21 protein-coding genes are annotated in these 20,877 nt (G+C 61.0%); 4 read left to right on the top strand and 17 right to left on the bottom strand.

Translation table 11 applies throughout. The annotated features are described in order from the left end of the window. Positions 1–32: 32 nt before the first annotated feature. Positions 33–2,177 carry a 3-hydroxyacyl-CoA dehydrogenase NAD-binding domain-containing protein gene (locus tag PDR5_RS08840; protein ID WP_064594645.1) on the bottom strand — a complete coding sequence of 715 codons (2,145 nt, stop codon included), beginning with the start codon at positions 2,175–2,177 and terminating at the stop codon, positions 33–35. A gap of 17 nt (positions 2,178–2,194) precedes the next feature. Then, a complete protein-coding gene (locus PDR5_RS08835) occupies positions 2,195–3,400 on the bottom strand; it encodes an acetyl-CoA C-acetyltransferase (protein ID WP_064594644.1) in 1,206 nt (401 codons plus the stop codon). Positions 3,401–4,024: 624 nt separating this feature from the next. On the opposite strand from PDR5_RS08835, the gene PDR5_RS08830 reads away from it, so the two are divergent. Further along, positions 4,025–4,804, top strand: a complete 780-nt coding sequence (locus PDR5_RS08830) for a c-type cytochrome (protein WP_064600725.1) — start codon at positions 4,025–4,027, stop codon at positions 4,802–4,804. A gap of 109 nt (positions 4,805–4,913) precedes the next feature. On the opposite strand, the gene PDR5_RS08825 is transcribed toward PDR5_RS08830, so the two are convergent. The 10 genes from PDR5_RS08825 to PDR5_RS08775 all read right to left on the bottom strand — a co-directional run bounded on the left by PDR5_RS08825 (position 4,914) and on the right by PDR5_RS08775 (position 13,919). After that, entirely contained in the window at positions 4,914–5,717 is an 804-nt protein-coding gene (locus PDR5_RS08825) for a transglutaminase family protein (protein WP_064594642.1), read from the bottom strand. Further along, entirely contained in the window at positions 5,714–6,664 is a 951-nt protein-coding gene (locus tag PDR5_RS08820; RefSeq protein ID WP_007959974.1) for an alpha-E domain-containing protein, read from the bottom strand. The genes PDR5_RS08825 and PDR5_RS08820 overlap by 4 nt, the downstream gene beginning before the upstream one ends. Positions 6,665–6,676: 12 nt before the next feature. Next, a complete protein-coding gene (locus PDR5_RS08815) occupies positions 6,677–8,086 on the bottom strand; it encodes a circularly permuted type 2 ATP-grasp protein (protein WP_039769936.1) in 1,410 nt (469 codons plus the stop codon). Positions 8,087–8,563: 477 nt separating this feature from the next. Beyond that, positions 8,564–8,911: a ribonuclease E inhibitor RraB gene (locus PDR5_RS08805; RefSeq protein WP_007959978.1), complete on the bottom strand. Its 348-nt coding sequence runs from the start codon at positions 8,909–8,911 to the stop codon at positions 8,564–8,566. A gap of 210 nt (positions 8,912–9,121) precedes the next feature. After that, the gene (locus tag PDR5_RS08800) at positions 9,122–9,355 is read right to left on the bottom strand and encodes a hypothetical protein (RefSeq protein ID WP_064594639.1); all 234 of its coding nucleotides are present in this window, start codon (positions 9,353–9,355) and stop codon (positions 9,122–9,124) included. 216 nt (positions 9,356–9,571) lie between these two features. Then, positions 9,572–10,447: a polyamine aminopropyltransferase gene (gene speE, locus PDR5_RS08795; protein ID WP_007959983.1), complete on the bottom strand. Its 876-nt coding sequence runs from the start codon at positions 10,445–10,447 to the stop codon at positions 9,572–9,574. A gap of 134 nt (positions 10,448–10,581) precedes the next feature. Then, complete coding sequence (locus PDR5_RS08790) at positions 10,582–10,773, bottom strand: PLDc N-terminal domain-containing protein (protein ID WP_007959984.1); 192 nt, start codon at positions 10,771–10,773, stop codon at positions 10,582–10,584. A 71-nt stretch (positions 10,774–10,844) separates the two neighbouring features. Then, on the bottom strand, positions 10,845–11,375 hold the full coding sequence (locus PDR5_RS08785) for a hypothetical protein (protein WP_064594636.1): 531 nt from the start codon (positions 11,373–11,375) through the stop codon (positions 10,845–10,847). A 90-nt stretch (positions 11,376–11,465) separates the two neighbouring features. Then, entirely contained in the window at positions 11,466–11,984 is a 519-nt protein-coding gene (locus PDR5_RS08780; protein WP_039769928.1) for an ankyrin repeat domain-containing protein, read from the bottom strand. Positions 11,985–12,080: 96 nt separating this feature from the next. Further along, complete coding sequence (locus PDR5_RS08775) at positions 12,081–13,919, bottom strand: long-chain-acyl-CoA synthetase (RefSeq protein WP_064594634.1); 1,839 nt, start codon at positions 13,917–13,919, stop codon at positions 12,081–12,083. A 389-nt stretch (positions 13,920–14,308) separates the two neighbouring features. On the opposite strand from PDR5_RS08775, the gene PDR5_RS08770 reads away from it, so the two are divergent. Beyond that, positions 14,309–14,587 carry a DUF3509 domain-containing protein gene (locus PDR5_RS08770; protein ID WP_039769924.1) on the top strand — a complete coding sequence of 93 codons (279 nt, stop codon included), beginning with the start codon at positions 14,309–14,311 and terminating at the stop codon, positions 14,585–14,587. A gap of 77 nt (positions 14,588–14,664) precedes the next feature. On the opposite strand, the gene mtnC is transcribed toward PDR5_RS08770, so the two are convergent. From mtnC to aroC, 5 genes are all read right to left on the bottom strand, one after another. Continuing rightward, positions 14,665–15,348, bottom strand: coding sequence for an acireductone synthase (gene mtnC, locus PDR5_RS08765; RefSeq protein WP_064594630.1), 684 nt, complete (start codon positions 15,346–15,348; stop codon positions 14,665–14,667). Between the two features lie 4 nt (positions 15,349–15,352). Further along, positions 15,353–15,898 (bottom strand): 1,2-dihydroxy-3-keto-5-methylthiopentene dioxygenase, encoded by a 546-nt coding sequence (locus tag PDR5_RS08760; protein WP_039770173.1) that lies wholly within the window; start codon positions 15,896–15,898, stop codon positions 15,353–15,355. Positions 15,899–15,989: 91 nt separating this feature from the next. Then, positions 15,990–16,616 carry a methylthioribulose 1-phosphate dehydratase gene (locus PDR5_RS08755; protein ID WP_064594628.1) on the bottom strand — a complete coding sequence of 209 codons (627 nt, stop codon included), beginning with the start codon at positions 16,614–16,616 and terminating at the stop codon, positions 15,990–15,992. Further along, positions 16,613–17,758, bottom strand: coding sequence for an MFS transporter (locus tag PDR5_RS08750; protein ID WP_064594626.1), 1,146 nt, complete (start codon positions 17,756–17,758; stop codon positions 16,613–16,615). The genes PDR5_RS08755 and PDR5_RS08750 overlap by 4 nt, the downstream gene beginning before the upstream one ends. A gap of 31 nt (positions 17,759–17,789) precedes the next feature. After that, positions 17,790–18,881, bottom strand: coding sequence for a chorismate synthase (gene aroC / locus PDR5_RS08745; RefSeq protein ID WP_064594624.1), 1,092 nt, complete (start codon positions 18,879–18,881; stop codon positions 17,790–17,792). 130 nt (positions 18,882–19,011) lie between these two features. Here aroC and PDR5_RS08740 point away from each other — a divergent pair, with 130 nt between their 5' ends. Together PDR5_RS08740 and PDR5_RS08735 are read left to right on the top strand one after the other, a co-directional pair. After that, positions 19,012–19,965, top strand: coding sequence for an alpha/beta hydrolase (locus tag PDR5_RS08740; protein WP_039769918.1), 954 nt, complete (start codon positions 19,012–19,014; stop codon positions 19,963–19,965). Positions 19,966–20,061: 96 nt separating this feature from the next. Next, positions 20,062–20,853 carry a hypothetical protein gene (locus PDR5_RS08735; RefSeq protein ID WP_064594622.1) on the top strand — a complete coding sequence of 264 codons (792 nt, stop codon included), beginning with the start codon at positions 20,062–20,064 and terminating at the stop codon, positions 20,851–20,853. The last annotated feature ends 24 nt before the right edge of the window (positions 20,854–20,877 follow it).

Raw genomic sequence — 20,877 nt, 5'->3', positions numbered from 1 at the left:
CAAGGCAAGCCCCGAAATGCCTCCCCGCCCCGTTAGAACAACACGCCTTTCGCGGCTTTTTCCAGCAGCAACGCAGGCGGTGCGAAACGCTCGCCGTACTGTTCCGCCAGGTACTGCGCCCGCGCGACGAAGTCCTTCACGCCATATTGATTGATGAACTGCAACGCGCCGCCCGTCCATGCCGCAAAACCGATGCCGAAGATCGAGCCGACATTGGCGTCCGCCGTCGAAGTCAGCACGCCCTCCTCCACACAGCGCACGGTTTCGATGGCCTGCACGAACAGCAACCGATCACGTACATCCTTCGGCGAAATCTGCCCATCGGCTTTCTCGAAACGGGTCTTCAGTTCGGGCCACAAATGTTTTTGCCCACCTGCGGGGTACTCGTAAAAACCGCCTCCCGCTGCCTTGCCCGGCCGCTTGTATTCGTTGAGCAGCAAGTCAATCACGGCGAACGCCGGGTGCTCAATCAGCAGTTTCCCTTCTGCCTGCAGGTCTTTGGCCGTTTGCTGACGGATATGGCTCATCAGGCTGAGGGAAACTTCGTCGGAGATCGCAAGAGGCCCGACAGGCATCCCGGCCTTGCGGGCTTCGGTCTCGATCATCGGCGCACTGACGCCCTCACCCAGCATCGCAATACCTTCATTGGTAAAGGTGCCGAATACTCGAGAAGTAAAGAAACCGCGACTGTCGTTGACCACAATCGGGGTTTTCTTGATTTGCAGTACGAAATCGAACCCGCGTGCGAGGGTTTCGTCGCTGGTTTGCGCGCCTTTGATGATTTCCACCAGCGGCATCTTTTCCACCGGGCTGAAGAAGTGCAGGCCGATGAACTTGCCTTGATCCGGCACTGCGGTCGCCAGGCCAGTGATTGGCAAGGTCGAAGTGTTGGAAGCAATCACCGCGTCGGCGCCGACCACCTGCTGTGCTGCTGCCGAGACCTTGGCCTTGAGATCACGATCCTCGAATACCGCCTCAATGATCAGATCGCAACCTGCCAGATCGGCATCGTTTTCGGTCGGATGGATGCGCGCCAGCACCGCTTCACGCTGCTGCGCAGTCATCTGCCCGCGAGCGACTTTCTTGTCCAGCAATGCCGCCGAATGCGCCTTGCCCTTTTCCGCAGCCGCGAGGTTGACGTCCTTAAGCACCACGTCGATCCCGGCCACAGCGCTGACGTAGGCGATTCCCGCCCCCATCATTCCCGCGCCGAGTACGCCCACGCGCTTCGTCACATAAGGTGCAAAACCCTGAGGCCGCGATCCGCCGGCGTTGATTTCATTGAGCTGGAACCAGAAGGTGCCAATCAGGTTTTTCGAGATCTGCCCGGTGGTCAGTTCGGTGAAGTAGCGGGTTTCGATCAGGTGCGCCGTGTCGAAATCCACCTGCGCACCTTCCACCGCCGCGCACAGAATCTTCTCCGGCGCCGGCAACGTGCCCTGGGTTTTGGTGCGCAGGATCGACGGCGCAATCGCCAGCATCTGCGCGACTTTCGGATTGGAGGGCGTGCCGCCGGGAATCTGATAGCCCTTCACATCCCAACGCTGCACCGCCGCAGGATTGGCCAGAATCCAGGCCCGGGCCTTGGCCAGCAGCTCATCGCGATCCGCTGCCAGTTCATCAATCAGCCCCGCCTGCAACGCCTGCTGCGGACGGACTTTCTTGCCTTCGAGCAGATACGGCAAAGCCTTTTCGATGCCCAGCATGCGCACCATCCGCACCACGCCACCGCCGCCCGGCAACAGGCCGAGGGTCACTTCCGGCAAACCGAGCTGCACCGACGCATCGTCCAGTGCCACGCGGTGGTGGCAGGCCAGGCAGATTTCCCAGCCGCCGCCGAGCGCCGCGCCGTTGATCGCCGCGACCACCGGTTTGCGGAGGGTTTCCAGGGTGCGCAACTGGCCCTTGAGGGTCAGCACCATGTCATAGAAGGCCTTGGCTTCGGGCTTGCCGACCTTGATCAGTTCATTCAGGTCGCCGCCGGCGAAGAAGGTTTTCTTGGCCGAGGTGATGATCACCCCGGCGATCTCATCTTTTTCCGCCAGCAGTCGGGCGACGCTTTCAGCCATGGCCTCGCGGTACACCGCGTTCATGGTGTTGGCGCTCTGGCCCGGCATGTCGATGGTCAGGAGAACGATGCCGTCCTGGCCTTTTTCGTAACGAATGGCTTGGGTCATGACAGGTTTCCTTGGGGTCAGAGGCGTTCGATGATGGTGGCGATGCCCATGCCGCCGCCGACGCACAGCGTCGCGAGGCCGTAGCGCAGGCGTCGGGCTTCCAGTTCATCGAGCAAGGTGCCGAGGATCGCGCAACCGGTGGCGCCCAGCGGGTGGCCCATGGCGATCGAGCCGCCATTGACGTTGACCTTGTCCGGGTCGACGGCCATGTCCTTGATGAATTTCAGCACCACCGAGGCGAACGCCTCGTTGACTTCAAACAGGTCGATGTCTTCCACCCGCAGCCCGGCCTTGGCCAGTGCCTTGCGAGTGGCCGGCGCCGGGCCGGTGAGCATGATGGTCGGATCGGTGCTGGTGACCGCCGTGGCGACAATCCGCGCCCGGGGTTGCAGGCCCAACGCGCGTCCCTTGGCCTCGGAGCCGATCAACATCAGCGCCGCGCCGTCGACGATCCCCGAGCTGTTGCCCGGCGTGTGCACATGATTGATCCGTTCGACGTGGCTGTAGACCCGCAGTGCCGTGGCGTCGAAGCCCATCTGGCCGATCATCTCGAAGCTCGGCTTGAGTTTGCCCAGACCTTCGAGGGTCGACTCGGCGCGAATGAACTCATCGTGATCGAGCAGGATGATGCCGTTCTGGTCCTGCACCGGCACCAACGACTTGTTGAACGAACCGTCGGCCCGGGCACGTGCAGCTTTCTGCTGCGAGTGCAGCGCGTAGGTATCGACGTCCTGACGGCTGAAGCCTTCAAGGGTGGCGATCAGGTCGGCACCGACGCCTTGTGGCGTGAAGTGGCTGTGCAGATTGGTCTGCGGGTCCAGCGCCCAGGCGCCGCCGTCGCTGCCCATCGGCACGCGGGACATGGATTCGACGCCGCCGACCACCACCAGCTCTTCGAACCCGGAGCGCACTTTCATCGCTCCCAGGTTCACCGCCTCCAGCCCGGAAGCGCAGAAGCGGTTGATCTGCACGCCGGCGACGCTGACGTCCCAATCGGCCACCTGCACGGCGGTCTTGGCGATGTCCGAGCCCTGATCGCCAATCGGCGTAACACAGCCAAGCACCACGTCATCGACCTGGCTGGTGTCCAACGCCGTGCGTGCCTGCAAAGCGGTCAGCAGCCCGGCCACCAGGTTCACCGGCTTGACGCTGTGCAGCGAACCGTCGGCCTTGCCCTTGCCACGGGGCGTGCGTAACGCGTCGAAAATCAAAGCTTGGGTCATGACGTCCTCGAACCTGTGCGGTGAGTGAAATTCGTGCTGTCACTGTTGTCTTCGCAGGCGAGGGATTCAATGACCACAGCGCTCAATGACGTTGACGCGCACGCTCAGACGGACGGTCATCCATGGCTTGGTTAACCGGTTCAGGTGCGCGAGCTGTCTAGCAAACGGGCGGCAAAGAAGCTGGCAATGCGCCTCATGCTTTTTTAATCGCGACAGGTGGTAAATACATACGAAATGGATCTAAGCAAAGCGTGACGCGGGCCCTAAGGTGAAGATGTACGTCGTTGTCGTCGGGTTTTGCCGAGACAGGCGTTCGCTACAGGAAGTGCAGCGCTTGCCGTCATGGATATGCAGGCAGGCATCAGGAAATAACAAAAAAGGCGGTCAAGCCATGTTCAAACAACCGAAAGTTCGTCAAGCAGGACTCATTCTTTTCGCCACGACGCTGTTGTTGATTCTGCCGAACCTGACCAAGGTCATCGGCTGATTCAAGCGGCAGGTATTGTTCATCGCCACTGAAAATGTGACTGGCCCGCTATCCGGGCCAGCGTGGCTGTGCCAACCTTTGCGCACTTCCACGACACGGACGGCGATCACTTGAAAACGCTCATTCTGTTCGGGGCCATGCTGCTGAGCATGCCCCTGTCTGCCGCGCAGCTGAACCTGGAGCTGGGCGCGAACAGCCGCACCTGGCAGACCGAGGAATTGCTCAAGCATCCTCAGGTACAAACCCTCACGGTCAAGAATGATGTGTCCTACAAGAAGGACATGACTTATCGCGCCGTGCCGATGGCCGCGCTGCTGACCGGCATCAAACCGGACGATCACCTGCAAGCCGTAGCGCTGGACGGTTTCGCCGCCGAGCTGTCCGCCGCGCCGCTACTGAACAATAAAGGCTCGCGCGCCTGGCTGGCCATCGAGGATCCGGCGCAGCCCTGGCCGCCGCTGTCGGAAGGCAAGCACAGCGCCGGGCCGTTTTATCTGGTGTGGACCGATCCGCAGGCCGACAATATCAGCCCGGAACAATGGCCATTCGAAGTGGCGAGCATCAAGCGCATGGCACCGGTGGCCGAGCGCTTCCCTGCCCTGTTGCCGGACCCTGCGTTGAAGGCCGATGACCCGGTGAATCAGGGGTTTGCGCTGTTCCAGAAGAACTGCCTGGCCTGCCATCGCCTGAATGGCGCGGGCGATGCGCAGTTTGGGCCGGATCTGAATATCCCGTACAACCCGACGGAGTACTTCGGCGCGGACTTCCTCAAGCGCTACATCCGCGATCCTCAGAGTCTGCGCCAGTGGCCGCAGGCGAAGATGCCGGGGTTTACCGCCGAGGTGTTGCCGGATGCGGATCTGCAGAAGCTGATCGGGTATTTGCAGCATATGGCCGGGCGCAAGGTTAAGCCTTGATGCCTTCCTTGTGGGAGCGAGCCTGCTCGCGATGCGGTGTCTCAGTCATGCACGTGCCGGCTGAAAGATTGCCATCGCGAGCAGGCTCGCTCCCACAGGAGTAGTGCGGTTATTGTTGCTGAACCGAGATCACCGGCGTCGGCGACACCAGCACTTTCGCATGCATCTGCTCTGACCCGCCGCCCCGGCGCATGCCGCGCACCGGGCAGGCATCCAGATAATCCAGACCCACCGCCAGTTTCAGGTGCCGCTCCGGCCGCGCCAGTTCATTGGTCACGTCAAAGCTGTACCAGGCGTCATCGATCCAGGCTTCGGCCCAGGCGTGACTGGCGAGATGCTCACAATCCTCGCTGTACAGATAACCCGACACATAACGTGACGGCACCCCGAGACTGCGCGCGCAGGCCAGAAACGCGTGGGCGTGATCCTGGCAAACACCCGCCCGCCCGGCGAATGCCTCGGCGGCGCTGGTGTCGACTTCAGTGGAACCCGGCTTGTAAGTCATGTGCTGGTTCAAACCGTGCATCAGGTCGATCAGTGCATTGCGATCGCGTCGCTGCTTGCAGGATTGTTCGGCAAACGCCCGCAACGCCTCGTCAGCCTCGGTCAGCCGGGTGAACCGCAGGAACGGCAGCGCCGACTGACTCTCGTGCTCCGCCTCGCGCAATTCGTCGATATCAACCTGCCCCCGGGCGCCGATGATGATCGCTTCGTGGGGCTCGTCCATGGTCAGGACGTGCAGGATGTTGCCGAACGGATCGAGCTGGGCGCGCACCGGGCGCGGCAGGTCAAGCTGCCAGCTCAGCACGTGCTGACGCTCGCTGTCGTGGGGTGTCAGGCGCAGGTACTGGATGCTCGCGCGCACCTGATCTTCGTAGTGATAGGTGGTCTCGTGGCTGATGGAAAGTCTCATGCGGCCTCCAGGTAGGAACTGTGAATGGCGTTGCCCAACTGGCGCACCAGCGGGATGAATTCGGTGAGCCAGGCGTGCAGCCCTTCCTCGAGAATTTCTTGAATACCGGTGTAGCGCAGACGCGCGTCCATTTCCGCCGCCAGCCGTTGCGCGGGACGACCGTTGGCCCCCGGTAACTGCGCCAGAATCTGGTCGATTTCTTCGGTGCAGGCCCGCAGCGAGCGCGGCACATCGGCGCGCAACAGCAGCAATTCCGCCACATGCCGGGCGCCGGGCGCGTCGCGATAGATCTCGGTGTACGCCTCGAACGAGGACAGCGCCCGCAACAACGCACTCCACTGGTAATAGGCGTGGGCCGTGCCGTCGCTGACCGCTTCGGCCTGATCGCCGGCCATCTCGTAACGGGCGTCGAGCAGACGCAAGGTGTTGTCCGCCCGCTCGATGAACGTACCCAGGCGAATGAAACGGAACGCATCGTTGCGCATGATGGTGCCGTAGGACGCACCACGGAACAGGTGCGAACGCTCCTTGATCCACTCGCAGAAGCGACTCATGCCGTAGCGGCTGAGGCCCTGATTGGCGATCCCGCGGATTTCCAGCCAGGTGGCGTTGATGTTTTCCCACATGTCCGCGGTGATCCGCCCGCGCACCGCGTGGGCGCTGGCTCGCGCCGCGCCGAGGCAGCTGTAGATGCTCGCCGGGTTGGCCGCGTCGAGGGCGAAGAAGTGCAGCAATCGCTCGGCATGCAATTCGCCGTGGCGTTCCAGGTAATCGTCCAGCGTGCCGGTGATCAGCAACGGCATCGCCAGTTCGTGCAAACCGTCGCCACGGCCGTCCTGCGGCATCAGCGACAGCGAATAGCTGACATCGAGCATCCGTGCGAGGTTTTCCGCCCGCTCCAGGTAACGCGACATCCAGTACAGATCCGAGGCAGTTCTACTTAACATGGCAGGCTTCCTTCAATCCTCGACCACCCAGGTGTCCTTGGTTCCGCCACCCTGGGATGAATTCACCACCAGAGAGCCTTCACGCAGGGCAACACGGGTCAAACCGCCGGGTACGACCCGGGTTTCGCGGCCGGACAATACGAACGGGCGCAGGTCGATATGGCGCGGCGCAATGCCGTTTTCGACAAAGGTCGGACAGGTCGACAGCGACAGCGTCGGTTGTGCGATATAGGCGTGAGGCTTGGCCTTGATCCGCTCGCGGAACGCATCGATTTCCGCAGTCGTCGCTGCCGGCCCCACGAGCATTCCGTAACCGCCGGAGCCCTGGGTTTCCTTGACCACCAGATCTGGAAGATTGGCCAGGACATGGGAAAGCTCGGACGGGTTACGGCATTGCCAGGTCGGCACGTTCTTCAGGATCGGTTCTTCGTCTAGGTAGAAACGGATCATCTCGGTGACAAACGGATACACCGATTTGTCATCCGCCACGCCGGTGCCGATGGCATTGGCCAGCACCACGTTGCCGGAGCGATAGGACGACAGCAGTCCCGGCACGCCGAGCATCGAGTCCGGGCGGAAGGCCAGCGGATCGAGGAACGCGTCGTCGAGCCGGCGGTAGATCACGTCCACCGCTTTCGGGCCGTCGGTGGTGCGCATGAAGACTTTGTCGTCGCGCACGAACAGGTCCGCGCCCTCCACCAGTTCCACGCCCATTTCCCGGGCGAGAAACGCATGCTCGAAAAACGCGCTGTTGAACCGTCCCGGTGTCAGCACCACCACACTCGGGTCGTCGATCGGACTCGAGCTTTTCAGGGTATCGAGCAGCAGGTTCGGGTAATGGTCGATGGGCGCGATGCGCTGGGCCGCGAACAGCTCGGGAAACAGACGCATCATCATCTTGCGGTCTTCGAGCATGTAGCTCACGCCGCTCGGCGTACGCAGGTTGTCCTCGAGCACGTAATACGTGCCGTCGCCGTCACGCACCAGATCGACGCCGGAGATGTGCGAATAGATATCGCGATGCAAATCCAGCCCCTGCATCGCCAACTGGTATTGCTCGTTGGCCAGCACTTGTTCGGCGGGAATGATCCCGGCCTTGATGATGCGCTGCTCGTGGTAAAGGTCGGCGAGGAACATGTTCAACGCCTTGACTCGCTGAATGCAGCCGCGCTCGACAATCCGCCATTCGCTGGCGGGAATGCTGCGCGGAATGGTGTCGAAGGGAATCAGACGCTCTGTCCCCTGCTCGTCCCCGTAGAGCGTGAAGGTGATCCCGGCGCGATGGAACAGCAGATCGGCCTCGCGTCGCCGCTGGGCCAGCAGCTCGTCAGGTGTCTCGGCCAGCCACCGGGCAAACTCCCGGTAATGCGGGCGGATCTGGCCGCCGGCATCATACATCTCATCAAAATAGGTGCGGATCATGCCGTACTCCTTGTCACTCCGGACATACAGGCCTTCGCAAGGCCCGTGCCATCGGCATAAACGCTGTGATTTCAATCGGTTGGATATTCACGCCACACGCACCGCACCATTCCTGTGCGGCAAATGCTCCAACCTGATCGCCCCCGCTTCATTGCGACGCAGTCCCGTCGCCTATCACCAGCATAGTCAGAGTTGATTTCACTGCCCGCAGGCCACTGCGGATAATCCGCGCATCCGCTGCAAAAACGTCGTTGACGAAGTATGCAGCCTCACTGATCCGGCTTGCCTCGGCAGCCCTCCCGGCCGTAACCCTGACCGGTTTCCTCTCCTTCCGGTCTTCCCTTTCAGCCACCTTTTCAGGTGGCTTTTTTTTGCGCCGGTTTCTTGTTTCAGGGTTTTGCCATGCGCTTTCGGGGCCGTAGAAACGACAACGGCCGACCCGAAGGTCAGCCGTAGCTCGACGTGTTGCGAGAGTGATCAGTTCAAACGATGCCGGTTGCGGATCTCCTGTTTCACGCCCCAGCCTTCGATGATGCCGCCCAAGGGCTCGACCACCGCCGAGAAGCCCTGCTCGAAATCGCCAATGTCGTCGTAGGTTGCGTACATCACCTTGCTCAGTTCCAGAGACCAGGCGCCGTCGTCGCGCGCACTGACCTGGGCATTGATGGATTCACCGCGAAATTTGCCTGCCGCCCTGCGCGCCCGCTCCTCGTCCGGGAAAATGGCGTAGAACTCGATGGGATGGAATCGGGAAAAATCGAAACCGCCTTCTTTCATGCGGCGCAGCACGCTGCTGCTGATGTCTTCTTGATAGGCTGTGCTCATGAATCGTCCCCCTCGCATAGATGGATAGACTTTCCGTATTCCCTGCACTGGCCCACAGGGCCCGGGTGCTTACGGCAACCGCGTTGCCGGCGGGAAACAAGCATGTAGCTGACAAGACCAGACCTTAGCGATCCGTTCGCTGATCTCGCTTGCAGAGTAGCCCCAAGATAGAGCCGCTGCCAAGGCCTGGTACATGAAGAAAATGAAGATTCAGATTGGGGTGATGCTGCGGATTTCGATGCTGTTCTGGGTTTTCAGGCTTTTCACGCCGGCATCGGCGGTGCGTCCTTCCAGATCGTTCAGGTCAAGCTCGGCGGCGACGGGAAGCAGTCGTTCCTTGATCAGTCGTGCGGCCTCCTCATCGCTGGGGCATTCCGCACGCTCGAAGACTTCATCGACAATTTCACCGTGATCATCCACGAAAGTGACTTTCCACTTTTGCATTGGAGCCTCCTCGAACAAACCCGCAAATGGGCTTACCTCTATCTCGACTTTTGTCAGGATTGATCGTTCAAAAGGTTTACATCCGCCGAACATGAAAAAAAGTTATCCCATATGGAAGCGGGCTTGCTCGCGAAAGCGAACGACCAGTCAACTCTACGTTGAATGATAAGACGCCTTCGCGAGCAAGCCCGCTCCCACAGGGGTTTTACAGTGCTTTTAGTCGTTGCTTGGCTTGTTCACCGCTTGCAGCACGTATTGCGGCAAGGCGAAAGCACCGATGTGGATTTCCGGGTTGTAGTAGCGGGTGACGATGCCGCTGCCGATGAAGCGCTGTTGCAGCACTTCGCGGCTCAGCTTGCGGTAGGCCGGGTTGGTCGAGCCCCAGGCGAAGGTCATCGAACCGCCGATGTAGGTCGGTACGGCCGCCTGATAGAAGTGCCAGTCCGGGAACAGGCTGCGCAGGCGCCCGGCAGTGGTTTTCACCTCTTCGATCTGCATGAACGGCGTGCCGTTCTGGGTCACGAGGATACCGCCCTCGTTCAGGCAGCGGTGGCAGGCCTGGTAAAAGTTTTCCGAGAACAGCACTTCGCCCGGACCGATCGGGTCGGTGGAGTCGGAAATGATCACGTCGAATTTTTCGGTGGTGGTGGCGACGAAGCGCATGCCGTCGTCGATCACCAGATTCAGGCGTGGATCGTCGTAGGCGCCCTTGGAGTGGTTCGGCAAAAACTCTTTGCACATGTCGACCACGGTGCCGTCGATCTCGACCATGGTGATGTGCTCGACGCTGGCGTGTTTGGTCACTTCGCGCAGCATGCCGCCGTCGCCGCCGCCGATGATCAGCACACGCTTGGCGGTGCCGTGGGCGAGGATCGGCACGTGGGTGAGCATTTCGTGGTAGATGAATTCATCGGCTTCGGTGGTCTGGATCACGCCGTCCAGCGCCATCACCCGGCCCATGCGCGGGTTCTGGAAGATCACCAGGTGCTGGTGTTCGGTGCGCACTTCGTGCAGCAGTTTTTCCATGCGAAAACGCTGGCCGTAGCCTTCGTAGAGGGTTTCCAGGTATTCGCTGGTCTTGGTGACGGTCATGGTGAAGTGCTCCGATGAATGCGCGGGCGCCAATCGTCAGGTTCGATTGCCCGGGAAAGGCGCGCATTCTACGTTGCCGAAGATGACAGGTCGAACCTCAGTTCATCGGCCCGACCCGATCAGGGTGCGAACGGTCAAATCCGCACATTGCCCCGCGGCCCGGCAATCGCCCAGATGATCAGGCCCAGCACCGGCAGGAGGATGATCAGCAGTACCCAGAGGATTTTCATCCCGGTCTCGGCGCCGCTTTTCAGCACATTGATGATCGCCCAGATGTCGAGCGCAAGAATGATCAGGCCAACCAGGCCGTTGAACGTGGAACCCATGGTGTCGCTCCAGAATAGTGGCATGCACTTTTAGGATAGACGGTCGCGCTCAGGGTTCCCTTTTATTGCGCTCAGACGTGAACGGCGACCTTCAAGGCTTCCAGCGACGACGCGGCGGCGATACCGACTTCGGCGCACAGCTCCAGTACGCGCGGCACGTCGTTGCCGTAAACCAGCACCACCTGCAGCTCGTCGTCGAGCAACTGGCTGAAGTTCATCAACGTGTAACCGCCGTTTTCCTTGTTCAGGCTGCTCATCTGTACCTGGATGCGGTTGAGCGCGGTCAGCGCCTCGGTTTTGGCCAGTTGCTTGGGCTTGAGGTTGAATTCGACGCCCGGGCCGAACGAGGCAACGATCTGCGCGAACAGGTCGGCGTAGGTGTCGGCCTGGAACAACACGGTCTCCGGCAGGCTGCCGACCACCACCCACTCGCCCAGCGGAATCGGGAAAGTGTCGTCGTAGTTGATGTCCGGGTTGGCGGTCAGAAAAGCGTCGGCATCGGCGTAGGCCTGTGCCGCTTCGTCAGCGACCTTCAGGATCTCGTCTTCGCCCATGCAGCCGGAGCTGATTTTGCTGATGAGTTCGGCGAGTGCGGCTTTCATGGGGGCGGATCCTGTGGCGAAGGGAATTTTGAGGGCGCGAAGGATAGCGCATTCTCGCCTTCGCCACAGAGCGGGTTGCGGCCAGCGGCCTCAGCCCAGCAGTTTTTCCAGCTGCGCGGTGGTGTCCACAGCGCCCATGGTGCGGGCCGCGTCCAGCGCGGTGACGCCATTGGCATCTTTGGCTTTCGGGTCGGCGCCCTGGTCGATCAAGTAGTCGACGATTTCAACACGGTTGAACATCGCCGCCATCATCAGCGCCGTGCGGCCATCGAAGGAGGCGCCTTCAATCTGCGCCCCGCCCTCGACCAGGGCCTTGACCACGGCCAGATCACCCTTGAACGCCGCGCCGGCAATCGGGCTCTGGCCGTTGCCATTGCGTTGTTCCGGATCGGCCTTGTGCTTGAGCAGCACCTGCACCGCGTCCACGTGGCCGTAGTAACTGGCGAGCATCAGCAGGGTGTCGCCTTTGCTGTTCGTCAGGTTCACCGGCAGACCGGCAGTGATCAGGCGATCGAGCATCACCGCATCGCCCTCGCGCGCCTTGTTGAACACCTGTTCAGTGAATTCGGCGGCTTCCTCGGGGGTCATCTGGCGGCTTTGGTCAGACATGGTTCACTCCACTTTCGGTCAATCGGAAAGCCGACAGTTTCCCGAGCGCGGCGATAGCTGTCATCCCCTTTTTTCCAAGTCCGCCGATAGCCAATATCAATAGCGGTATTTGCCTGCCCGAATGTCGGCAAGAATTTCATCCGTCACCTGCACGTAGGTTTCGGTCCCCGGCAGCCAGGCATAAATCGGGTCATCGCCCGTCTGGCCGGGCTCGAAACCTTCGTTTTTCAGGCGGGTTTTCTGGTATTTGAAGGTGCCGGTGGTTTCCATTTTCACCTTGACCCGCAAGAACAGCGGCACCGCATAGGCCGGCATGCGCTGGCGGGCGAAGGCCAGCAGTTCGGCGAAATCCAGGGTCGCCAAAGATTCGGCCGGGGTGATCGCCGCCATCCCGGCGCGGCCATTGGTGTTGTGGATTTCCACGCCATAGGCCACCGCTTCGGAAATATGCGGATGCTGGAGCAGCAGGTTTTCGACCTCGGTGGTCGAGACGTTTTCGCCCTTCCAGCGGTAGGTGTCGCCGAGACGGTCGACAAACTGTGCATGGCCGAAACCGATGTTGCGCAGCAGATCGCCGGTGTTGAAGAAGCGGTCGCCCTTGGTGAACACGTCCTGTAGCACGACTTTCGCGGTTTTCTGCGGATCGGTGTAGCCGTCCAGCGGCGCCTTATCGTCGATCCGCGCCAGCAACAGCCCCCGCTCGCCCCGGTCGACCTTGCGCATGAACCCGTCGTCACCGCGAATCGGCTCGCCGCTGTCCTGGTCATAGGCGACCAGTTCCCAGGCCATCAGCGAGAAACCGATGGTGTTGTCGAAATTGAGGATGTTGGTGAAGCCAATATTGCCGTCGCTGGCGGCGTACAGCTCGCAAATGTGATCCACGCCGAAGCGGGTCTTGAACTCGGCCCACGCACCGGGTCGCAGGCCGTTGCCGATCATCTTGCGCACGTCGTGACGGCTGTCGTCGGCGCTGAGCGGCTGATCCACCAGATAACGGCACAACTCGCCGACGTAACCGATGGTGGTTGCGCGGTAGCGGCGCACGTCGCTCCAGAACTGGCGGGCGCTGAACTTGCGGCGAATGGCGAAACCCGAAGCGCCATTGACCGCCGAACCCCAACACACGCAAAGCCCGGTGGCGTGGTACAGCGGCAAGGTGCAATAGACGATGTCGTCCGGGCGCATGTCGAGGGCGATCATGCCGAAGCTCGCCGAGCTGCGCATCCAGCGTCCGTGCTTGAACACGCCGGCCTTGGGCAAACCGGTGGTGCCGGAGGTGTAGATATAGAAACAGGGGTCGTCGAAGAAAATCTGCCGGCTGCTGGCCGGGTTGTCACCCGAGGCGTCGGCGCTGGCGCTGATCAGGTTGATGTAGCCCTCGGGCGCGATGCCCGGATGGCTGAAGGTATCCTGATCGGCAACGAACCAGGCGCGCGCTGCCGGGATCGACACTTGCTCGCGTACCGCCGCAAACGCCGGCAACAACTCTTCACCGACGACAATCGCCGCCGGCATTACCAGATTGATGCTGTGGATCAGCGTATCGCGGGTCTGCGAGGTGTTGAGCAGCGCGCTGACCGCGCCGACCTTGGCCAGCGCCAGAATCGTCACCAGCAATTCCGGGCGGTTCTCGATGAACACCGCCACCACATCGCCTTTACCGATGCCCTGCCCGTTCAGATAGTGGGCGATGCGGTTGGCCCACTGGTTGACCTGTGAATAACTCAGCACCACCTCGCCCGACAGCAGCGCGGGGCCCTCGGGATTGCGCAGAGTCGCCTGCTCGAATGTCCAGCCCAGGCCACAGGTTTGGGTCGGATCCGTGACGTTGGCCACCTTCATGCCTTTCACCACCCGAGGGATGGCTTTGGCAATCATCGGCAGCTTGCGGAGCATCATGCCCCAGGTAATCGTGTCGCTCGGCGCGTGGCGCATGGCAGCTCCCGTTCGACCTTGACGTGCAGGCCGGATTTTTATTGTCGGGCAATCGGGTGACGCAACCGGCGCTTCTCGAGCGAGGGTCGAGGCCGAAAATACGTCAGGGCTTCTCAGGCTGTACACGCGGTTTTTGCAATGTTTTGTATCCGCCCGGCGCTGCAACGCACAGCGGGATTCCGGCCGCAGATATTGGTTCCATCGGATCGACAGTGATCCCGCAAAATGCAGGATGCACGATGGCCATTCATGCAGATTGCACGACAGACGAAACGAACTGATTTTATAACTTACTGATTTACAACGATTTTTATAAACATAAATACTGGCACAATCGCTGCAACTCCCTATACATGCTTGCCATTCAAGTGCATACGGAGCTGAAAGACATGAACCTGATCCAAGAAAAATTTACCTCCCTGTTCTCCAACTTCGCCGTCACCACCCAGCCCCGTCCCGATGGCGGGATTCTGCTGACGCTGAAGAGTGCCGACGGCAAAGTGTTCAAGCGTGCGCTCACCTATCAGCAATTGCATACCGGCGACCAACTGTCGTGGGCGATCAGCGCAATCCGTCGTGACCTGGCAGAACAAGCCAGCGAGCTGCCGCAGATCGGCATGCTGCAAAGCCAGCAGCGTTTCGCCCTGCCGACCTATCACTCGATGTAATTCGAACACCGTAAAAACAGACAGGCCGTGGAGCTTTCGCTTCACGGCCTGTTTTTTTGCGCGTCGATTGGATGTACTCAGAACGCTTCCGGTTCGATCCCGGTAAAGCTGTCGACGGTCACATGCCCTGCCAGTTCCCCGCCCTCACGGGCCAGGCCGCAGGTTTGCAGGCCGGCGGCCTGGGCGGCGTCGAGCTCCTGGACGATGTCGGACAGGAACAGGATCTCCTGCGGCTCGACCCCGATGGCCTGCTGGATGTTGCTGTACGACTGCGCTTCGCGCTTGGGGCCCGACGTGGTATCGAAGTAGCCACTGAACAGCGGCGTCAGATCCCCTGCTTCCGAGCAGCCGAAAATCAGCTTCTGCGCCTGGATCGAACCGGACGAATAAACAAACAGTTGATACCCGGCCTGATGCCAGCGCTGCAGCGCTTCAACGGCGTCCGGGTAAACATGGCCTTTCAACTGGCCGGCCTGATAACCCTGCTCCCAGACCATGCCCTGCAACGCTTTGAGCGGCGTGGCTTTGCGGTCTTCGGCGATCCACGCCAGCAGAACGTCCACGACCCGCTCGACGTCAGCCTGCGGTTCGTTGCTGTCGCGGCGCACGGCGTCCAGTTGCTCGGCAACGTCTGCACGCTGGGCATTCTGGCGAACGAAATCCGGCAGGTGCTTGGCGGCATACGGAAACAGCACGTCGAACACAAAACTCACCGCGCTGGTGGTGCCTTCGATGTCGGTGAGAATGACCTTGATCGACATCGGCTCAGTCCTCCAGACGCGGGAAGCGGCCGGCGATGTCTTCGCCGGTGAAATTGGCGACCCAGCCTTCAGGGTTGTTGAACAGGCGGATCGCCACGAAGTGCGGGTTCTCGCCCATGTCAAACCAGTGTTTGGTGCCGGCCGGCACCGAAATCAGATCGTTCTTCTCGCACAGCACGGCGTAGACGTAATCATCGATGTGCAGGGTAAACAGGCCACGACCGGCGACGAAGAAGCGTACTTCGTCTTCGCCATGCCGATGCTCTTCGAGGAACTTGGCGCGCAACTCGGCTTTTTGCGGGTGATCGCTGTTGAGGCTGATCACGTCGACCGTGATGTAACCGCGCTCGGTCATCAGTTTATCGATCTGCTCTTTATAGGCACCGATCACTTCTTCCTGGCTGGCGCCCGGCTGGATCTTCGCGGCGGCTTGCCAGCGGTCGAAGCGCACGCCCTGCTCGGCCAGGGTCGAGGCGATGTCTTCGAAATGGGTCAGCACCTTGTTCGGAATCTCGGGGCTGGAAACGTGATAGACGGACAGGCTGCTCATGGGGCATTCCTCGGTATCGGCCTTGCCGTCCGGTTCTTTCAGACCGGTCGGGCACTGCATTCATCAGGCAAAGGGGCTGGTTCTGGTGAAGTCAGCCTTGGCGGTTCATGACGCTGCGGGTCTTCAACTCGCATTCAAACAGGAATTCAAAGGCCTCGACCTGACGCAGCGCGTCACTCATCTGCGCGCCCCAGGTGTAGAGGCCGTGGCCGCGAATCAGATAACCCACGCAATCGGGATGGGCGTCGAGCCAAGGCTGCACCTTGGCGGCGAGGCGCGCAATGTCCTGATCGTTGTCGAAGATCGGCACGCGCACCCGGGATTCGTGGGTCGAGATGCCGCTGAAGGCTTTTTGCAATTCGTAGTCTTCGAACTCGATGAAGTCTTGCGGCGTCAGGCGCGACAGCACCGTGGCGTTCACCGAGTGGGTGTGCAGCACCGCGCCGATCTCCGGGCGCCAGTTGTAGAGCTGGGTGTGCAGCAGGGTTTCGGCGGACGGTTTTTTGCCGGGTTCCAGGCTGTTGCCGGACAGGTCGGTGGCGAGCACGTCGTCCAGGCCCAACTGGCCCTTGTGCTTGCCGGACACGGTCAGCAGCGCTTCGCTCGGTGACAGGCGCGTCGAGTAATTGCTGCTGGTGGCCGGCGACCAGCCGCGACCATAAAGAAAACGCCCGGCGTCGACAATTTGCTGGGCAAGCTGTTCACGGGTAAGGCTCATGGCCTGTCCTCTTGCATTCGAATGGCAATGATAACGGCAGCGGCGAGCGCTGCGAGACTGGCAATACTAAAGGTCAATGTCGCGCCGAGGGCATTCCAGCTGTAGCCGGAATACAACGCGCCGAGCGCGCCACCGGTGCCGGCCAGCGCTGCATACAGCGCCTGGCCCTGCCCTTGCTGACGCGCGCCAAAGCTACGTTGCACGAACGCGATGGCAGCGGCATGAAAGCTGCCGAACGTCGCCGCATGCAGCACCTGGGCAAACAACAGGACCCACAGGAATTCGGCGAACGAACCTAGCAGCAACCAGCGCAACGCCGCCAGCAGAAAACTCGCCATCAGCACCCGCCGCAGGGAAAAACGCGCGAGGATCCGGCTCATGGCCATGAACATCAGCACTTCCGCCACCACGCCGACCGCCCAGAGCATGCCGATCACGCCACGGCTGTAGCCCAAGCGTTCGAGGTGCAGGGTCAAAAATGTGTAATACGGCCCGTGGCTCAGTTGCATAAGCGCCACGCAACCATAGAACGCCAGCACCCCGGGATTGCGCAGTTGCTTGAGAAAGCCTTCGCCCGTCGGCCGGTTGCCCTGAGGCGGTTGTGCGTTCGGCACCCACAAACTACTGAGCACGATGCCGGCCATGATCAACACCAGTGCCGCCGGGTAGATATCGAGGCTGAGCCACTCGAACAGGCGACCGAGGGCGACCACGGTGATGATGAAACCGATCGAGCCCCAGAGGCGAATCTGACTGTAGCGGGAGGTCTGGCCCTGCAAATGCGCCAGGGTGATGACTTCGAACTGCGGCAGCACCGCGTGCCAGAAGAATGCATGCAAGGCCATGACCATCGCCAGCCAGGCGTAGGTCTTGCTGACGAAAATCAGCGAGAAGGTCAACAGCGTGCAAACCGCACCAAAGCGCACAATGGCCAGGCGCCTGCCGGTGTAATCGCCGAGCCAGCCCCAGATGTTCGGCGCCACGCAGCGCATCAGCATCGGGATCGCCACCAGCTCGCCGATGCGCGCGGCGCTGAATCCGAGATGATCGAAGTACAGCGCCAGAAACGGCGCCGTCGAACCGAGCAAGGCGAAATAGAACAGATAGAAACTGGACAGCCGCCAGTACGGGAGCGCCGCCACGGTCAGACCGCGGCGGCTTTGAGATCACCCATCAAAGCTGACCCAGCACCGGGGTGCTCACGCGCACATCGGCGTTCTGGCCACGGTGGCGCAGCAGGTGATCCATCAACACGATGGCCATCATCGCCTCGGCAATCGGCGTGGCGCGGATACCGACACATGGGTCGTGACGGCCCTTGGTAATGACATCGACCGGGTTGCCTTCGATGTCGATCGAACGGCCCGGGGTGGTGATGCTCGAAGTGGGCTTCAATGCCAGATGCGCGACGATCGGCTGCCCCGAGGAGATCCCGCCAAGGATGCCGCCAGCGTTGTTGCTGAGGAAACCTTCCGGAGTCATTTCATCGCGGTGTTCGGTGCCGCGCTGGGCGACGCAGGCGAAACCGGCGCCGATTTCCACGCCTTTGACCGCGTTGATGCTCATCAGCGCGTGGGCCAGTTCGGCGTCGAGACGGTCGAAGATCGGCTCGCCCAGGCCCGGCATCACGCCTTCGGCAACCACGGTGATCTTCGCGCCGACGGAGTCCTGATCGCGACGCAGCTGGTCCATGTAGGCTTCCAGCTCCGGCACTTTGTCCGGATCCGGGCTGAAGAAGGCGTTCTGCTCGACCGATTCCCAGGTCTTGAACGGAATTTCGATCGGGCCGAGCTGGCTCATGTAGCCGCGAATGACGATGCCCTGGCTGGCCAGGTATTTCTTGGCGATGGCGCCGGCCGCGACGCGCATGGCGGTTTCCCGCGCGGAGCTGCGACCGCCGCCGCGATAATCGCGCTCGCCGTATTTGTGGTGGTAGGTGTAGTCGGCGTGGGCAGGGCGGAACAGATCCTTGATCGCCGAATAGTCCTTGGACTTCTGGTCGGTGTTGCGGATCAGCAGGCCGATGGAGCAACCGGTGGTGCGGCCCTCGAACACCCCGGAGAGGATCTCGACTTCGTCGGCTTCCTGGCGCTGGGTGGTGTGGCGGCTGGTGCCCGGCTTGCGACGGTCAAGGTCGCGTTGCAGGTCTTCAAGGGAAATCTCCAGGCCCGGCGGGCAGCCGTCGACAATGGCGACCAACGCCGGACCATGGCTTTCGCCCGCGGTGGTGACAGTGAACAGCTTGCCGTAGGTATTGCCGGACATGCAGGACGCTCCGTTAAATCGAACCCAGATTCGTGATGCGCGCCAGTATACGCAGGCTAACCGAGTAGTTCATCCTCGAACCTTAGCGGTGTGGGTGAGTCCAACCGGCACCTTGGCAAATGATGGCGTGATGATGCTGCGAGTTTTGATCTTGAGCCTTTCCCTGTTTACCGGCTTCGTCCAGGCGACTGTCCTGCAACGACCGGTCACGTTGACGACTGACAACGGCGAACTTTTCGGCTCGCTGTTGCTGCCCAAATCCGACAACCCCGTGCCGGTTGTCCTGATCCTTTCTGGCTCGGGCCCTACCGATCGTGACGGAAACAACCCCGACGGTGGACGCAATGACAGCCTCAAGCGACTGGCCTGGGTGCTGGCCAAACACAACATCGCCAGTGTGCGTTTCGACAAGCGCGGCGTGGCCGCCAGCCTGGCGGCAACCCCGGACGAGCGAAACCTGTCGGTGGAAGCCTACGTGGCGGACGCTGTAGCCTGGGGGCAGAAACTGAAAGCCGATCCGCGCTTCGGTCCGTTGATTTTGCTGGGCCACAGCGAAGGTGCATTGATCGCCAGCCTGGCGGCGCCGAAGGTGGACGCCGCCGCGGTGATCTCCCTCTCTGGCACAGCCCGGCCCATTGATCAGGTACTGCGCCGGCAACTGGCCCGCAGCCTCCCTCCTCCTTTGATGCTGCGCAGCAACGAATTGCTCGACAGCCTCAAGGCCGGGCGCACCGACGACAATGTGCCGGCGCCCTTACAGGTGATTTTCCGTCCGAGTGTGCAACCGTATCTGATTTCGCTGTTCCGTCAGGATCCGGCGGCGGCCTTCGCTCAACTGCAAATGCCGGCGCTGATCGTGCAAGGCAGCAACGACATTCAGGTCCAGGTCGATGATGCGAAATTGCTCAAGGCCGCCAAACCGGATGCGCAACTGGCGCTGATCGAAGGCATGAACCACGTGTTGCGCATCGTGCCCAATGACGTGAAGCGGCAATTGGCCTCCTACAAGGATCCGAATTTGCCCCTGGCGGCGGAACTGGGGACACGCGTTCTTGAATTTATTGACGGACTTCGCACCCGTTGAGCTCTTTTACCCTCTAGTCCTGTAGAAAACGGCCGATAAGCCTTTGTCGCCAGCGTACTGGCTGGCGGCAAGCAGCTTGGACAGGATCTCGCCGTTATGACTGATACCCAGACTTCACCCGACACCACCGCTGACAAAGACGCACCGCCAGCGGTCGAGCTGCCATGGGCGGATGTCCACGTCGAGCACCACAAGATGCTCCGCCTGGCGCCGTTGCAGACCGACCGCAACACCGGCGGGCGGCCGCTGCGCTTCGTTGAATTCGGATACGCCGAGCGCAACGGCAAAGAACACAGCCTGATGCGCATGGCGATCAAGTTGCCTGCTCAGCGTGTGCGTAAAGAACAGAATCATCTGGACGTGTGGGTCGATCACACGACCAAGCGCGTGCATTTCGGCCCGGACAGCGGTTTGCAGATCGAACCGATGAACCGTGGTATCGGCCGCTTCATGGCCGCCCAGGGCATCAACTGGGCGAAAAAACGCTGGCCCACCTACACCGTCGACGGCATGGACTTGAACAACAAGGACGCGCTGAACGAGGACACTCGCCTGCGCCGCGATCACTTTTTGCGGGTGCACGGCTTTGATGTGGTTTACGCCGATGCCCAGCATTTGAAGGGTAGCGTCAAAGAAGTGAAGGTCGGCGACCTGCTGGGTGACTGGAACAGCGAAAAGCTGCAGATCGTCGAAATTCTTGAAGCTGCGCAGATGTTGCAGCAGGCCGAGCAGAATCTGGCCGAGCAGGAAGTGAAGCTGAAGAAGCAGGAAGACAAGGTCAGCAAGTTCAAGCGCGAAGATGCCGGGTTGCGCTTCACCATTACCTGTCTGGTGGCGTTTGCGGTGTTTCAGGCTGGGTTGCTGATCTGGATTGCTACGCACCGCTAAGCCAATGATCGTTCCCACAGAGGT

Origin of the sequence: Pseudomonas sp. DR 5-09 (assembly GCF_001655595.1) — a bacterium.
Classification (GTDB): Bacteria; Pseudomonadota; Gammaproteobacteria; order Pseudomonadales; family Pseudomonadaceae; genus Aquipseudomonas; species Aquipseudomonas pharyngis.
The sequence above is the reverse complement of the archived record's forward strand: the minus strand, read 5'-3'. Positions and strand labels throughout refer to the sequence as shown.